The sequence below is a fragment of the Saccharibacillus sp. O23 genome, from assembly GCF_002205895.1.
Classification (GTDB): Bacteria; Bacillota; Bacilli; order Paenibacillales; family Paenibacillaceae; genus Saccharibacillus.
Map to the genome: position 1 here is coordinate 70,131 of NZ_NJDE01000033.1, position 16,543 is coordinate 86,673.

A 16,543-nucleotide genomic window follows, 5' to 3' on the forward strand; every position below is an offset into this window, starting at 1 on the left:
CCATTAACTCTTTTGGAAGGGGTTCAAACAACTGAAGCAAGCTCGCAAGCTCGATCCGCACGCAAAATCGCCCTCTGACGGATAGGCGTTCCGTCAGAGGGCGACCGGTCTTCCAAGCGGCGGCCTTTGTCGCTAAGGCCGCAGGTGCGTCGACAGCCCGCCTATAAGCAGGCGGGCTGTCGACCGGGATCCGCCGCCTACTCGAAGGCGACGCGCAGGGTCTCGCCGGCGGCGACGCGCAGCTCGCCGGCAAAAGCTCCCGCCTCGCCCGCGTCGGCCGGCGAGGCGCCTTCGAAAGCGCGGTCCGCGCGCAGCCGGACCGTACCCGCGAAGTCGGCCGCGATCTCGGCCGACGCGATCTGCCCGTCGCGCCACTCCAGCGCGACCGTGAAGCCCCCGCGCGCGCGCAGCCCGCGCACGGAGCCGTCCGGCCAAGCGGCCGGCAGGGCGGGCAGCAGATGCAGCTCGCCCAGATGGCTTTGCAGCAGCAGCTCCGCGATGCCCGCCGTGCCGCCGAAGTTGCCGTCGATCTGGAACGGCGGATGATCGTCGAACAGATTCGGATGCGTCGAACGCGCCAGCAGCGTACGAACGAAACGATGCGCGTTCGCCCCGTCCAGCAGACGGGCGTACAAGTTGATCAGCCAGGCGCAGCTCCAGCCGGTATGGCCGCCGCCGTTCGCGATGCGCGCCGCGAGCGAAGCGCGCGCGGCGTCGAGCAGCTCCGGCGTCTCAAGACGGTTGATCGAGCGTCCCGGATAGACGCCGTACAGATGCGAGACGTGCCGATGTCCCGGCTCGTGCTCTTCCAGTTCGGTTCCCCATTCCAGCAGGCGTCCGTCGGCGCCGACGCGAAGCGGCTGCAGCCGCGCCAGCGCCGAGCGGAATTCTTCGACCTCGCTCTCTTCAAGATCGAGCAGCGCCGCCGCTTCGACGACGTGTTCCATGACGTCGCGGATCAAGGTCAGATCCATCGTCGAACCGAACGCGGTGCTGCAAGGTTCGCCGTTTTCTCCGCGGAAACGGTTCTCCGGCGACGTCGACGGAGCCGTCGTCAATAAGCCGTCCGGTCCTTCGACCAGCCAATCGAGCGCGAACAGAGCCGCGCCGCGCAGAATCGGATAGGCCTGCTCGCGCAGGAATCGCGCATCGCGAGTGAACAAATAATGCTCCCAGAGATGGGCGCTCATCCAGAGGCCGCCCATCGGCCAGAACGCCCAGCTCGCGTCGCCGCCCGAAGGCGTCGTCATCCGCCACAGATCGACGTTATGATGCGCCGTCCAACCGCGCGCCCCGTAATGAATTCTGGCCGTGCGTCGTCCCGCCTGCGCCAGTTCGCCGATCATCCGGTGCATCGGCTCGTGACATTCGCCGAGATTGACGACCTCGGCCGGCCAGTAGTTCATCTGCACGTTGATATTGGTCGTATAGTTGCTGTTCCACGGCGGCTCGATCTGATGATTCCAGATGCCTTGCAGATTCGCGGGCTGCGTGCCCGGACGCGAGCTGCCCATCAGCAGATAACGGCCGTAATGGAAATACAGCGCTTCGAGCGCCGGATCTTCGGTTCCCTGCTTATACGCTTCGAGACGTTCGTCGGTCGGAAGCTGCGCGCGTTCTTCGCCGCCCAGTTTCAATTCCATGCGTCCGTACAGAGCCGCATGATCGCGCAGATGCCGCTCCCGCAGCGCCGCTTCTCCTTGCGCGGACGCCGCATCGAGCCAGTTCTCGCAGAGCTGTTCCGGCTTCCTTGTTCCGTTTTCGGGCAGTTTGTCGTACGCTTCGAAGTTGGTCGCCGCTGCCAGCAGCAGCATGACACGATTCGCGCCTCGAATCCGAACTCGCCCGTCTGCCGTTTCGACCCGTCCGCCTTCGGCCGACGTTCGCAGCCGCGCTTCGAACCGCATCCCCAGTCCTTCCTCGAACAAGATCGCTTCGGGATGATCGCGGAAATAATTGCTTTCCACATGGCTCGGCGCCATTCCTTTCAGGATCAGCCGTCCGTCCGCTTCGGCCGACGCATCATGCGGAAGCAGACTTTCCAGCGACAGATCGACGTCGATCGCGCCTGCTTGATCCGCGCTCAGCACGACGGCCAGCACTTGATCGGGTTCGCTGATCCACACTTCGCGCACGTAACGAACGCCGTCCGCTTTGAAGCTCGTAGTCAGCACACCCGTTGTCAGATCGAGATCGCGTTCGTATTCGCTTGCTTCTCCGCCGCCGATCCGTTCGATATAGAGATCCCCCAGCGGCTGATAAGCTTCCGTGTTCCAGCCGAGCATGCGCAGATTGATCAGCTTCTCCGCTTCTTCGTAGTTCCCGGCAAAAATCGATTCGCGCGCCTGCTTCAGATAACGCCGTGCATCGTAATTGATTTTGTCGCGCGGAAACCCGGACCAAAGCGTATCTTCGTTCAATTGCAGCCGCTCTTTTCGGTCGCCGCCGAACACCATCGCGCCCAAGCGCCCGTTGCCGGCGGGAAGCGCTTCTTCCCAACGGCTTGCCGGCTGTTTGTACCATAATTTATTGGTTCGGTTCTGCTCCATTCCGACTGCTCTCCGCCTTTCAGAAAACGTTTTAGATTAAACTTGATTCGGACTTATTGAAAATGCTTACAACCCGTTTTCAGTATAAGTCAGCCGCCGAACAGCGTCAATTCGTTCTCCGGATCGGATCGATGATTCGACAATTCCCGCGTCTGGTTTACAAGCCGAAAAGGCGGGGAAATCCCCGCCTTCGGATCGGATCTGTTCGATGTTATTTGGTGCCTTCTCCCCAAGCTTCCACGGTATCCTTGATCATCTGCGTATACATGGCCTCCATCTCCGGAATGCCGTTGCCGTTCAGATCTTCGATCATCTTGTCGTAGATGGCGTCGAACTGATCCGGGCTTGCGACGATCGCGGCCGGGATCGCTTTGCGGACGATATCCTGACCTTTTTGATACGGTACGGTGAAGTCCGGCGTGCTCGGCGACGGCAGGTTATAGGCCGCGCCCCATTTCTTGACCGGGAATTCGTCTTTGCCCGGGAAGAGATCTTTCCACGTCGTCGCTTTGTAAGCGGCCAGCGCTTTTTTCTCCGGCTCGCTGTAGCTGTTCGTGATCTGCTCCGGGTAGTTGGTCGTGTAGTAGTTGCCCGTGCCGTCTTTTACGCCGTCGCCGTAGCGGACGGTGAACGGCGTATACAGGCCGATGCCGGTTTCTTTCTGGAAAGCGGCGTTGTCGTTGATTTTACGGTCCAACACGTCTTTCGGAATCACCCGTTTGCCGTCTTCGATATTGTATTGTTTGCCTTCGATGCCCCAGTTGCCGAGGATCTGTCCTTCGTCGGATGCCATCCAATCGAGGAACTTGATCGCGCGCACCTGTTTTTCTTTGCTCATGGAAGTCGAGAACGAGATGCCGTAACCGGAAGCATTGCCGATATCGACGAAGGAATGGTCTTTGTATTCTTCCGTCAGCGTGACCGGGAAGTGGCCGTACAATTTATCGAACTTGCCGGCAGCTTTGAGCGAGTTCGTGGCTTCTTGGAAGTCCCAAGTCTGATCGATCAGGCCGAGTACGCGTCCGCTCGAGATCTTCGCCAGATATTGGTCGTTTTTCTGCGTGAAGGCTTCCGGATCGATCAGGCCTTCGTTGTACATCTTGTTCAGCCACTTGAAGTATTCTTTTTCTTCCGGACGTTTGTAATGCAGCTTCGCTTCGTACGTTTCCGGGTCGATATAGAATTCGCCGTCGTCCGGCGCTCCCGTAGCCAGGAATGCCGGGTTGGTCACGGTGATCATGATCTTCCAATCGTCCGCGTTCAGCGTCAGGGGAATGGTCGGCTGACCGTCGATCGTCGGGTGTTTCGCATAATATTCTTTCAGCACTTTCTCGAAGTCGTCGACCGTCCGAATCTCGGGATAGCCCAACTCTTCCAGCACGGACAATTGGACTTCGAAACCGCCTTGAGCTTCGAACGCCGTATTGTCGACGGAAGTATTGGTAGGAATCGTATAGATGGACGGATCGTCTTTGCTGTATTTGAGGCGGTTCATGTAGGGGCCGTACAATTTCTTGATATTGGGCGCGTATTGTTCGATGAGATCGGTCAGGTCGACCAGCGCTCCGGCTTCCACCAGCTTGCTGGTCTCGCCTTTCGGATACAGAATTTCCGGATAGTCGCCCGAAGCGATCATCAGGGCGATCTTCTGTTGGTCGGTTCCGCTGACGGCGAATTCGCCGTCGATGGTTACGCCGGTCTTCTCGGTAATGACTTTGCCGACTTCGTCCTGCATCTTCGTCCAGTTCGGACTGGCGTCGCCGCCGAAGAACGTGAACGTGACCGGCGACGTATCGTCGGCGCCGTCTTTCGACTTATCGGTCGAAGCGTCGGTGCTCGAACTTCCGGTCGTCTTAGCCGGTTCGTTCGTAGTGCCGGACGTTCCTCCGCCGCAGCCTGCGGCGACAATCGATACGGCCGCCAACAGCATTCCCAATTTCGCAATTCCGTTTGTCTTCATTCTGTACCCACCCTTCAGAAATTGTAGACCCCTACGGTTAAGCGCTTACATTAATGGGAGTGATCAATCTCACCCTGATTCGATTATACTCGATCTTCGCAAAAAATAAACCTTTTTCTTCATTTTTATCAAAATTTTTCTTGGCAGCCAAAAAGCCTTCATCCCGAAGAATGAAGGCTTTTACTTAGCGACCGAGTTCGATTCTTATTAGTTAAGGATTATTTCGCGCTCCAAGCTTCGACCGTATCTTTGATCAATTGCGTGTACTTGGCTTCCATTTCCGGAATGCCGTTGCCGTTCAGCTCGGTAAGCATTTGATCGTAGATGGCATCGAATTGGTCCGGTTTCGCAACGATTGCGGCCGGGATCGCTTTACGCACGATGTCCTGCGATTTTTGGAAAGCGACCGTGTAGTCCGGGTCGCTCGGAGCCGGCAGATTGTACGCTGCGCCCCATGCTTTGACCGGGAACTCGTCTTTGCCCGGGAACAGGTCTTTCCAAGTCGTCGCGTTATAAGCTTTCAGGGCTTCTTTCATCGGCTCGCTGTAGTTCTTCGTGATTTGCTCCGGATAGTTGGTCGTGTAGTAGTTACCCGAAGGGTCTTTCACGCCGTCGCCGTAACGAACGGACAACGGAGCGTACAAGCCGATACCCGTTTCTTTGGTGAAGTTCGCGTTGTCGTTCGTTTTGCGATCTTGAACGTCGTCCGGAATCACGCGTTTGCCGTTCTCCATCTTGTACTGTTGACCTTCGATGCCCCAGTTGTTGAGAACCTGAGCTTCGTCGGAAGCCATCCAATCCAAGAATTGGATCGCGCGGATTTGCTCGTCTTTGCTCAGAGCCGTCGTTAGGCCTACGCCGTAGCCGGAACCGTTGCCGATATCGACGAAGGAATGGTCTTTATAGTTTTCGTTCAGCGTAACCGGGAAGTGGCCGTAAGTGCGCTCGTGTTTGCCCGCGCTTTTCAGGGAGTTTACGGCATCGTTGAAATCCCAGTCTTGGTCGATCAGGCCGAGTACGCGGCCGCTGGCGATCTTCGCCAAGTATTGATCGTTCTTTTGCGTGAAGGTTTCTTTGTCCAGAAGGCCTTCGTTGTACATGTGGTTCAGCCATTTGAAGTATTCTTTTTCTTCCGGACGTTTGTAGTGCAGTTTCGCTTCGTACGTTTCCGGATCGATATAGTATTCGCCGTCATCCGGACCGCCCGTCGCATACACGGCAGGGTTCGTTACGGTGATCATGATCTTCCAATCGTCCGCGTTCAGAAGCAGCGGGATCGTCGGTTGACCGTCGATCGTCGGGTGTTTCGCATAATAGTCTTTGAGCGCCTTCTCGAAATCTTCGACAGTGCGGATTTCCGGGTAGCCCAGTTCTTTGAGGACTTCAAGCTGAAGTTCAAAACCGCCGCCCGCGTCGAACGAAGTCTGATCGACCATCGCGTTGGTCGGGATCGTGTAAATGGAAGGGTCATCTTTGCTGAATTTGAGGCGGTTCATGTACGGCCCGTAGATCTTCTTGATGTTCGGTGCGTATTGATCGATCAGATCGGTAAGATCGACCATAGCGCCCGCTTCGACGAGCTTACTCGTTTCGCCTTTAGGGAAGATGATTTGAGGGTAGTCGCCCGAAGCGATCATCAAAGCGATCTTCTGTTGGTCCGTTCCGCTAACGGCGAACTCCGCTTTCAGCGATACGCCCGTCTTTTCCGTGATGACTTTGCCGACTGCGTCCTGCATGTTGTTCCAGTTCGGGCTGGCGTCGCCGCCGAAGAACGAGAATGTTACGGGTTCGGTGCTCGGCGTCGTCGCTTCGGCCGCATCCGTTCCTTTTGCCGGCTCCGTCGTCGCCGTCTTATCTCCGCCACCGCCGCATCCTGCTGCTACTACCAGCGTGCTCGTCATGAGCAGCGCCGCCATTTTTTTCGTTTTCCCCTTCATGAATCTTCATCCCCCTTTAGGATGGATTTTATATGTGTACAACGGGCGTAACCCGATCATACCGATCCCTGACTTGCCGATCTCTCTAATTTGCCGCTTCTCTCATTCTCTCAAACCTTTTAATAAAGCGTTTACATTATTAATAAAAAAGTTTGCTCTTTTATCCGGTTCTGTCTTGATTATTATTAGTTAATAATCTTGGCTCTGTTAAGAGTGAACCGTTTTCGGAGCAGGCTTGATTTATTCCTTCATTTAATGTTGTAAGTGCTTACAGATAGAATATAACTTCCGAAACCCTTTTTGTCAACCATAAATGTTTATTTTTGTTGATAAAAGAAAAAAGACCCTTTAGAGGGTCCTTTTTCTGAAAACTTAACTTCGAAGCCGTTGAATCACTTGCCGGTGCCCCACAGTTCGACCGTGTTTTTGATCTGCTGCGAGAAGATTTTTTCCATTTCCACGATATCCGCGGAGTTCAGTTCTTCGATCATGCCGTCGTAAATCGCGTCGAATTTATCCGGCGTAGCCAGAATCGCTTCCGGAATCCGTTTGCGCACGATATCCTGCGATTTCTGGAAAGCGACCGTGTAGGACGGATCGCTCGGAGCCGGCAGGTTGTACGCCGCGCCCCATGCGCTCGTGCCCAGTTCTTCCGCTTTCGGGAACAAGTCTTTCCAAGTGGTCGCGTTGTATTTCTTGAGCGCATCCTTCTCCGGCTGCGTATACGCGTTCTGAATCTGTTCCGGGAAGTTCGCCGTGTAATAGTTGTCGGTCTTGTCTTTCACGCCGTCGCCGTAGTGCGGGGACATAAGCGTATATTGACCGATGCCCGTTTCTTTGGTGAACGCCGCGCTGTCGTTCGTTTTGCGGTCTTGGATCTCTTGCGGAATTACGCGTTTGCCGTTCTCGACGTTATACTGCTTGCCTTCGATGCCCCAGTTGTTCAGCACTTGGCCTTCGTCGGAAGCGAGCCAGTCGAGGAACTTGATCGCGCGGATCCGTTGGTTTTCGTCCAAGTTCGTCGTGATGCCGATGCCGTAACCGCCCGGGAAACCGACGTCCATGAACGAATGGTCTTTCATTTCTTTGTTCAGCGTAACCGGGAAGTGTCCGTAGATGCGGTTCTGCATCGTCGGATCGCTCGAACCTTTCAGCGTGTTTTCGGCTTCGCTGTAGTCCCACTCTTGGTTGATCGTGCCCAATACGCGTCCGCTGGAGATTTTCGCCAGGTATTGGTCGCGTTTTTGCGTGAACGTTTCTTTGTCCAGCAGCCCTTCGCTGTTCATCTTGTTCAACCAACGGAAATATTCTTTTTCTTCCGGACGTTTGTAATGCAGCATCGCGTCGTACGTTTCCGGATTGATATAGAATTCGCCGTTATCCGGCAGACCGGTAGCGAGGAACGCCGGGTTGGTTACGCCGATCATGATATGCCAGTCGTCCGCGTTGAGCGAAAGCGGAATCGTGGGTTGGCCGTTGATCGTCGGATTTTTCGCGTAGTAATCTTTGATCGCTTTCTCGTAATCGTCGAGCGTACGGATCTCCGGATAGCCCAGCTCTTTGAGCACTTCCAACTGCAGCTCGAAGCCGCCGCCCGCGTCGAACGAAGTTTGTCCTACGCCGGTATAAGTCGGCAGAATATAGATCGATTGGTCGTCTTTGCTGTATTTCAGACGATTCATATCGTTGGCGTACAAAGCTTTGATGTTCGGCGCGTATTTGTCGATCAGATCCGTCAAGTCGACCAGCGCGCCGGCTTCCACCAGCTTGCTCGTATCGCCTTTCGGCATGATCAGGTCCGGATATTCGCCGGATGCGATCATCAGCGAGACTTTTTGCGTATCTCCGCCGACCGCGTATTCCGCTTTGAGCGTAACGCCCGTTTTTTCCGTGATGGCTTTACCGACGTCGTCCTGCATATTGTTCCAGTTCGGATTGGCGTCCGCGCTGAACAGACTGAACGTGACCGGAGCGGTGCTGTCGGCCGCCGCTGCGCCGTCGCTGGCGCCTTTGCTATCGCTCGTACCGCCGCCGCATGCCGTCAGACCGACGACCGATGCCAGAGCGACCGGCGCGATCCATTTTGCTTTTTTGCTTACCACTTTCGAAAACCTCCCTTTTCAAATCACCCTGAAAGTCTTATCTCTATATGGGTCTTCGGGTCAAACCGTCCGGAACCGTTCCGGATCGCTAAGCCTCGCGCCCTTTGTATATCGGGAGGCCGGAGCCTCCCGTAAATACCGAACTGCCGAAATTGCCGTCGATTACGATTTTACCGCGCCCAGCGTCATGCCGCTGACGAAGTATTTTTGCAGGAACGGATACACGATCAAGATCGGCACGGTAACGACGATGGTGATCGCCATCTTGATCGATTCCGGCGAGATCTGCTTCATTTGCTCTGCCATGTTGGCTGTGTTGATCTGCTGACCGCTGCCGCCCTGCTGGGTGCTCTGAAGCACCTTCATCAGTTCGAACTGCAGCGTCGTCCATTCCGGATGGCTGCCGTTGTACAGGTACGAGTCGAACCAAGAGTTCCACTGACCGACCGCCAAGAAGAGCGCGATCGTCGCGAGTACCGGCTTACAGAGCGGAAGAATGATCTTCCAGAAGATCGTGAAGTCGTTCGCGCCGTCGAGCTTGGCCGATTCTTGCAGCGCGTACGGCAGGCCGTCCATGAAGGAACGGATAACGATGACGTTGAAGGCGCTGACGACGCCCGGCAGAACGTATACCCAGAACGTGCCCAGCAGGTGCAGGTCGCGGAACAGGATGTAGACCGGAATCATGCCGCCGCTGACATACATCGTGACGACCAGGAAGATCGAAGTGAACTTGCGAGCTTGGAAGTCCGGTCGGCTGAGAACGTAAGCCAACATGGAGGCGCTGGCAAGACCGAACAAGGTGCCCACTACGGTCCGAAGGATCGACACCCACAGACCGCGAACCAGCCCTTCGTACTGGAAGATCTGTTGATAGTTATCGAAAGTGAAAACCCGCGGGAAGATCGTGACGCCGCCTCTGACCGTATCGGTGGACTCGTTGAGCGAGATCGCCAGCACGTTCAAGAACGGATACAAGGTAACGATCAGGACCAGCGACATAATGACGATGTTGACGACGTCGAATACTTTATCGCCGCGTGTGGCGTTGAATGCTTTAGGTGCTGCCATAACGTTTCCCCCTTACATGATGCTTTCTTTGGATACTCTTTTGAAGATGCCGTTAACCGTGAACAGCAGGATTACGCTGACGACGGAGTTGAAGATACTGATTGCGGTACCGTACGAGAAGCGTCCCATCTGCAATCCGTACTGGAGCGCGTACAGTTCGAGCACTTGCGAGTATTCCAGCACCAAGTTGTTGCCCAAAAGGAATTGTTTCTCGAAACCGATCTGCATCAGGTGACCGATCGCCATGATGAACAATACGGAGATCGTGGTCCGGATGCCCGGCAGAGTGATATGCCACATTTGTCTGTAACGGTTGGCGCCGTCGACCCGAGCCGCTTCGTACTGCTCCTGATCGATACCCGTGATGGCCGCCAAATAGATGATCGTGTTCCAGCCCATTTCTTTCCAGACGTCGGCAGCGGTTACAATGTACCAGAACCAATTGCCTTTCGCCATGAATTGGATCGGTTCGTTGATGATATGCAGTCCGACCAAGAGATCGTTGATCGCGCCGCCTTGCGTCGACAGCATCTTCGTGACGATGCCGGCTACGACGACCCACGATACGAAGTGGGGCAGATAAGAGACCGTTTGCACGAAACGTTTGAACATGATGCCGCGAAGTTCGTTCAGCAGGACGGCGAAGATGATCGGAATGATAAAACCGACCACGAGGCTGAGCACGCTCATCGCCAGCGTATTGCGAAGCGCGAGGTAGAAGCGGTCATCGGAGAACAATTCGACGAAGTGCTTGAAGCCGACCCATTTCTGATCGAGGAACGGTTTGGCCGGTTTGAAGTCTTGGAAGGCCATCGTCCAGCCCCATAGCGGCAGATAACTGAAGACGAACGCCCAAATGATAAAAGGCACAGACATTAAATACAGATACTTTTGCTGCAGAGCAGTACGCCAGAAACTTTGCTTTTTAAAGCGCTTACCAACTTCTGCTTCGGCAGCAGGAGCACCTGGGCTTTTGTTGGAATTACCGCCTGGTGTGAGCGTTTCCATGTGTATGACCCCTCCTGATTTCCTTTATGGTTTAATGATAATTGTTTTGAATGAAAGCGCATACCCCACGAATTTTAGACAAAATCATGCAAAAATTAGACATCGAAAACGTTTCATCCGATAATTCGCGAAAAAAGGGGGGATAAATTAGAGATCTTGCGTCCGGAGCGAATATTCGAAAAATCAGAGTGAAAACAACCTGCGTTCGCCCGAATTGAAAACGGATTCAAAAAATGTCCGATCGGCTCTTTTGCGGCACGCGAAAAAAGCCCGATTCCCGAAAAGGGAACCGGACTTCGGAAAACGCGCCTTCGATTTACGATTCGCCGCCCTGCTGCTCGTGATGCGCTTCGCTGCGATAAGCCGACGGAGACGTTCCGACGTACTTGCGGAATTTGGAATGGAAATAATCGGCGTTCGAATAGCCGACGTTCGCCGCCACTTGATGCACTTTAAGCCCCTGCGCGAGCAGTTCTTTGGCTTTCTCGACCCGCACTTTGTCCACGAAAGCGTTAAAATATTCGCCGGTATAATTTTTGAACAGCTTGCCCAGATAACCGCTGTTGTATCCGAACATCTCGGCCAATACTTCAAGCTTCAAGTTCTCGCTGTAATTGCGGCGGATAAAGTCGATCATCTGCTTCAGCACGGTATCTTTGTTCGCGCCGCCGAAACGGTCGATCAATTCGAACAGCCGCGTGCCGACGCGTTGTTTGAGCGCTCCGTAACTCTGCGCCTGATTGACTTCGGACAGCAGCAGGCTGTGATAGCTCTGCGCCAGTTCCGCCGCCGAAGAACCGCCCGAAGACAGTTTGCCGATCGCGAGCGACAGCGTGCGCGAATATTCGCCCCGAATCGCGTTCTCGTCCATTCTCCGGCTCATCGCCGCGCGCTCCAGTTCGCCGAGCACTTTCTCCACGGCGTCCCGACTGCGGATATCCAGCGCGTAATACAGCTTGTCGCCCAATTGAGGACCGTCTTCGGTCTCGTCTCCGCTTTCCGCCCTGTCGGCCGCCGGGAATAAAGCTTCGTGAGCGGCGGCATCGATCAGCGTTCCGTTTTCGAAGAAAAAGCGGGCGTGCAGCAGGCGCTCGGCTTCGCGGAACGAAGACGCGATCGCCGAGAGGTCATGGACCATAGGACCGCAGGAGGCGTGAAATTCGAGTTCGCCCGCCGTATCGGCCAGATGGGCGCGCAGAGCGTCCGGCCGTTCCACCAAGTTCTGGCGGACGATCAGCAGGCCGATCCGCGAACCGGCCGAGAACAGCACCCCTTCCCCGCTTTCTTCGAACGCTTCTTTCAACCGTTGACGAAACGCGGCGTGCTGACGGGATTCCGTTTCTGCCGAACCGTGCGCGTCCAGCAGCGCGACACGGTAAGCCGGCGCGGAGAGTCCGAGCGCTTCGGCCAATCGGCCGCGCTGCTCTTCGTCCAACAGCTCGTCTTCGAACAGCAGTTCTTCGACGAGCTGCGCTTTGGGAAGCGCCGCTTCCTGTTCGGTGCGGCTGCTGCGGGCCTCGCGTTCGCGCTCCAGCAGTTCGCGCACGCGGCGCAGTTCGTCCACCAGCTCGTCCTCGTCCACCGGCTTGAGCAGGTACCCGCTGACGCCGCTGACGATCGCCCGTTTGGCATAATCGAATTCCGCATAGCCGCTCAAGATCAAGAAATGCGCCGAAACGTTCTCTTGGCGCACGCGTTCGATCAGATCCAATCCGGTCATTCCCGGCATCCGGATATCCACGATCGTCAGGTCCGGCTGGATCTGACCGAACTTCTCCAAGCCTTCTTTGCCGTTCGATGCCGTATCCACGATCTCGAACCCTTCGGATTCCCAATCGACGATCGTCCGCAGTCCTTCGCGAATCATCGGCTCGTCGTCCACAATCAGCACTTTATACATATTCGTCCCTCCCGGCGGGTATCTTGAAATAGATTTGCGTTCCTTTGCCGAGCTCGCTGGAAATGCGAAGCCCGCACTCTTCCCCGTACGTCATGACCAACCGCTGGTGCACGTTGCGAAGCCCGATTCGGCTCTCTTCTTTCTCGTCCTTCTCCCGGATCGACTCTTCGACCTGACGCAGCCGTTCGGGCGTCATGCCCGCTCCGTTGTCCATGACGTCGATCAACACCTCGTCGCCGATCCGAACGGCGTGCAGCGCCACGCTGCCTTCCGTTTCTTTGTTTTCCAACCCGTGAACGATAGCGTTTTCGATCAGCGGTTGTACCAGAAGAGGCGGCAGCAGGACTTCAAGCGTATCGGGCTGAGCCGCGAGCGTATAATGCAGACGGTCGCCGTGCCTGAACTTCTGAATCTCTAAGTAAGACTCCACCATATCCAGTTCGTTCTTAAGCGTCGTATGCCGGTTGCCGATCTCCAGATTGCGGCGGATCAGCTTGCCGAGCAGACGAACGGCGCGCGCGATGTCCTTTTCCCCTTGAACGTGGGCGCGCATGCGGATCGATTCCAGCGCGTTGAACAGGAAATGCGGATTGATCTGGCTGGCGAGCATCTTGAGCTTGATCTCGCGCTGCATCACTTCAAGGCGGCTGTTCGCTTCGCTCGCTTCGTAGACCTGATGCATCAATTCTTTGATATTGGTGACCATATAGTTGAACTGTTCCGACAGTTGGCCGATCTCGTCTTGTCCGTCGATCCGCGACACCGTATCCAGATTGCCTTCGGCCACGCGGTTCAGGCTGCGGTTGAGCTTGAGCAGACGCGAGCTGATCAGGCGCGAATTGAAATAGACGGCAAGCAGAGCCATCAGCAGAATGAACACGATCAGTCCGGCTCCGATCAGCCCGATCCGATTGGCGTCGTGCACGATGCTTTCCGAGGAAAAGGCCGAGACGATCGTCAGCCCGCTTTTGCTGGAGTCGGGAATCAGCGTATTGATCGAGACGCGGTAATCCATCCCGTCGATCTCTCGTTCGAACGAGCGTTCCGCGGCGCCTCCGCCGACCTCGAAGCCCATATCGACGAGGGTGCGTCCGATCGCGGAAGGATCTTTGGCCGCGACGATGTTGCCGTCTTCGTCGGCGATCATCGTATCGAACGGTTCTTGGCTGAGCAGCGAGTTCAGATAGCCGGTATCCACTTGGATGACCAATACGCTGCGTTTGCCGCTGGTCGGGAAAAAGATCTGGCGAACCAAGCTTAGCTGTTTGGGCGAGACGCCGTTGGGATGGTTCAAGTCGTCGATGTACATCCAATTGATCACGCGCGCCTGCATCGCTTTCTCGTACCAGACCGTAGCACGAATCGTGCTGTCGGCGTCCATGAATTGCAGGTTGTCGAGCAGCGTCGGATTGTCCGTATACAGTTGGATGCTGCGGATTTCGCTATAAGAACGGACGTAGTCCGTAAAATCCGTATATTCGCGGTAAGCATTGACGAGTTGGAACGGATCGTCGTTCGAATACGTCGTCGTGGCTACGCGTTCCATGTCTTTATCGAGCAGAAGTTGGTTGGAGACGCGAATCGGCACGTTCAGCAGGTTTTCCGTCTGCGTCTTGATGCGCTGCACGTTATTTTCGGTCTGCTCCGTCGCTTTCTGAAGCGCGTCCAATCGGAAATACTGAATCACGATAAAGCCGACGATCAATACCGGAATCATGACAACGATTACATAAAAGAAGATCAACTTGTTGCGGATTTTCATATCGTTCAGCCATCTTACGAATCGTTTTCTCACGCTGTCGTCCCCCGTAAAGCGGCGCGTCGGTTGCGGCTGCGCCTGGCCGGTCGCCCTGCGACTCCTTCTCATCATAACACAGAACGAAGCCGCTGTTCAGCCGGGTCCCGGAGCGGATTTGTTCCGTTGCGAATTCGCCGAAAGCGGTCTATACTGACAACAGTGCAAAGCCGCGCCGCGCTTCGCGTTTCGCGCGTCCTCCCGACCGGAGGATCGTTCGCACGCCGGGCCGCGCCGTCTGTTCTAAGGAGGGTATATGCATTATTTAGCCGCTTTTCTGCTGTCCCTGGTCATTGCCTTGATCTTGATTCCCGTTCTGCGAAGATGGGCGGTGCAGCTCGATTTCGTCGATAAACCGCGTCCGGACAACGAACGCAAGCTGCACCGGGAACCGATTCCGCTGATGGCGGGAATCGCGTTGTTCGTCGGCTTCGCCGTCACTTACATATCGTTCAGCGACATGACTTTGATCGAATCCGCCGCCGTGCTCGGAGGTTCGCTGCTGATTCTGCTGATCGGTCTGGTCGACGATTGGTACAAGGTCAGCCGCCGAGAATTCCCGGCTCTGCCCAAACTGATCGTGCAGCTCTTGGCCGCGCTGCTCGTCTATCTGGCCGGGATCCGCTTCTCCGGCTTCTCCAATCCGTTTACCGATACTTACGTCGTGCTTCCGGAATGGCTTCAGCTCGTGCTGACGCTGCTGTGGATCTTCGGCGTGACGACCGTGATCAACTTCACGGACGGCCTTGACGGACTGGCCGGAAGTCTGGCCACGATCTCCGCGGGCACGCTGTTCGTCGTCGCGATCGCCCAACAGGAGAGCAACTCCGCCGTTATGGCGATCAGCCTCGTCGGCGTCGGCCTCGCTTACCTGAAGTACAACAAACCTCCGGCCAAAGTCTATATGGGCGATTCCGGCGCTACGTTCCTCGGCTTCATTCTGGCGATCATCGCGCTCGACGGCGCGTTCAAGCAGGCGACCGTGCTGTCGTTGTTCGTGCCGATTCTCGCGCTCGGCGTGCCGATCTTCGACAACATCTTCGTCGTGCTCAAACGGCTGAAGAACGGCCAGAAAATCTACGAAGCCGACGCTTCGCAGATCCATTACCGCCTGCTGTCGAGCGGGCTCAACCCGAAGCAGGTGCTGTTCGTGCTCTGCTTGGTCAGCGTCTGCCTCAGCTTGTCTTCGATCATCCTGGTCCTGCTGCCGATCTAGTCTCGGCCTTGCAGCCCGCAGACGTCTCTAATAGAAAAAGCCCCGCAGGTTCGATCGAGCTTCGATCGAACCTGCGGGGCTTCTCTGCGTCCGCGCCTTTAGGCGCGCGCACGTTCTCCGCCTTGTATCCGTCCGTTCATTTGCGGTTCATCCGGTAATGAAGCAGAACCTGAGTTCCGACCGGACCTTCTTTGCGATGGCCGCGATCTTCGAATCCGGCCTGCTGGTAGAGGCGAAGCGCGGCTTCGTTACCGGAATTGACGACCAACACGATCTCGTTCATGTCGGGAAAATAATCGCTGACGAACTTGGGCAGCATCGTCATCGCGCGTTTGGCATACCCTTTTCCCTGCTCGGGCAAATTGACCGACAGCGACCGCACCAGCATCGCGCGCGGCGAATCGGTAATGCTGCGAATCCGGTCGCCCCGATGAAGCACGAAGAAGCCGACGGGCTTCCTGTCCGCCACGATCACGATAGCATGGCGATCCCGATCTTCCCTGCACAATTGGATGGCTCTTACCGGCAAAGCCGTATGCTTCTCTTGTTCAGCGGATACCTGATAGTCTTCGAACAGAGCTTTCTCGTATTCCGGACGGAAAAACTTCAGCTCCACTTTCGTTTCCGTCCCTTGAGGCATGCTGCTCATCCTGCGTCCCTCCTGTCTTCGCTTCCGGCCGCTTCGTGCGCCGGCCCTAAGCTTATGAAGCAATGCCGCCGTCACCCTACTATTAAACGCGATCGTTCCTTCTCTAATCGCGGGACGGACTTCGATCGGCGTTCATTCGATAATCTGTTTCACGCGGCCCACTTGCCCGTCTTGAAGCCGGACTTTGATGCCGTGCGGGTGCGTGGCGGAATTGGTCAAGATGTCTTTGACGACGCCTCTCGTCAGCGCTCCGGTCGGTTGGTCTTTCTTCAATACGATATCGACCGTGATTCCCGGCCGGATAGCGGATCGGTTTTTTCCGTTCATGCGATTCTCTCCTTCTCGATCAGTTCCCT

At 55.9% G+C, this 16,543-nt stretch carries 11 protein-coding genes; 1 reads left to right on the plus strand and 10 read right to left on the minus strand.

Annotation, left to right across the window (positions count from 1 at the left end; translation table 11 throughout):
• Positions 1 to 197: 197 nt before the first annotated feature.
• The 8 genes from CDO73_RS25840 to CDO73_RS25875 form a co-directional block, all read right to left on the minus strand.
• Entirely contained in the window at positions 198 to 2,549 is a 2,352-nt protein-coding gene (locus CDO73_RS25840; protein ID WP_088491380.1) for a glycoside hydrolase family 95 protein, read from the minus strand.
• A 211-nt stretch (positions 2,550 to 2,760) separates the two neighbouring features.
• Positions 2,761 to 4,509, minus strand: coding sequence for an ABC transporter substrate-binding protein (locus tag CDO73_RS25845; RefSeq protein ID WP_256972855.1), 1,749 nt, complete (start codon positions 4,507 to 4,509; stop codon positions 2,761 to 2,763).
• 218 nt (positions 4,510 to 4,727) lie between these two features.
• Positions 4,728 to 6,446: an ABC transporter substrate-binding protein gene (locus CDO73_RS25850; RefSeq protein ID WP_088491381.1), complete on the minus strand. Its 1,719-nt coding sequence runs from the start codon at positions 6,444 to 6,446 to the stop codon at positions 4,728 to 4,730.
• A 392-nt stretch (positions 6,447 to 6,838) separates the two neighbouring features.
• Positions 6,839 to 8,548, minus strand: a complete 1,710-nt coding sequence (locus tag CDO73_RS25855) for an ABC transporter substrate-binding protein (RefSeq protein WP_088491382.1) — start codon at positions 8,546 to 8,548, stop codon at positions 6,839 to 6,841.
• A gap of 162 nt (positions 8,549 to 8,710) precedes the next feature.
• Complete coding sequence (locus CDO73_RS25860; protein ID WP_088491383.1) at positions 8,711 to 9,619, minus strand: carbohydrate ABC transporter permease; 909 nt, start codon at positions 9,617 to 9,619, stop codon at positions 8,711 to 8,713.
• Positions 9,620 to 9,631: 12 nt separating this feature from the next.
• Positions 9,632 to 10,627 carry an ABC transporter permease gene (locus CDO73_RS25865; RefSeq protein ID WP_088491384.1) on the minus strand — a complete coding sequence of 332 codons (996 nt, stop codon included), beginning with the start codon at positions 10,625 to 10,627 and terminating at the stop codon, positions 9,632 to 9,634.
• 316 nt (positions 10,628 to 10,943) lie between these two features.
• Entirely contained in the window at positions 10,944 to 12,527 is a 1,584-nt protein-coding gene (locus tag CDO73_RS25870; protein WP_088491385.1) for a response regulator transcription factor, read from the minus strand.
• Positions 12,520 to 14,322, minus strand: coding sequence for a sensor histidine kinase (locus tag CDO73_RS25875; protein WP_088491386.1), 1,803 nt, complete (start codon positions 14,320 to 14,322; stop codon positions 12,520 to 12,522). Before CDO73_RS25875 ends, CDO73_RS25870 begins: the two co-directional genes overlap by 8 nt.
• A 256-nt stretch (positions 14,323 to 14,578) precedes the next feature.
• On the opposite strand from CDO73_RS25875, the gene CDO73_RS25880 reads away from it, so the two are divergent.
• Positions 14,579 to 15,538 (plus strand): glycosyltransferase family 4 protein, encoded by a 960-nt coding sequence (locus CDO73_RS25880; RefSeq protein WP_088491387.1) that lies wholly within the window; start codon positions 14,579 to 14,581, stop codon positions 15,536 to 15,538.
• A gap of 136 nt (positions 15,539 to 15,674) precedes the next feature.
• Here CDO73_RS25880 and CDO73_RS25885 read toward each other — a convergent pair whose 3' ends face one another.
• Both CDO73_RS25885 and CDO73_RS25890 read right to left on the minus strand, forming a co-directional pair.
• Entirely contained in the window at positions 15,675 to 16,187 is a 513-nt protein-coding gene (locus tag CDO73_RS25885) for a GNAT family N-acetyltransferase (RefSeq protein WP_088491388.1), read from the minus strand.
• Positions 16,188 to 16,319: 132 nt separating this feature from the next.
• Positions 16,320 to 16,514, minus strand: a complete 195-nt coding sequence (locus CDO73_RS25890) for a YwbE family protein (protein ID WP_088491389.1) — start codon at positions 16,512 to 16,514, stop codon at positions 16,320 to 16,322.
• Positions 16,515 to 16,543 lie beyond the last annotated feature (29 nt).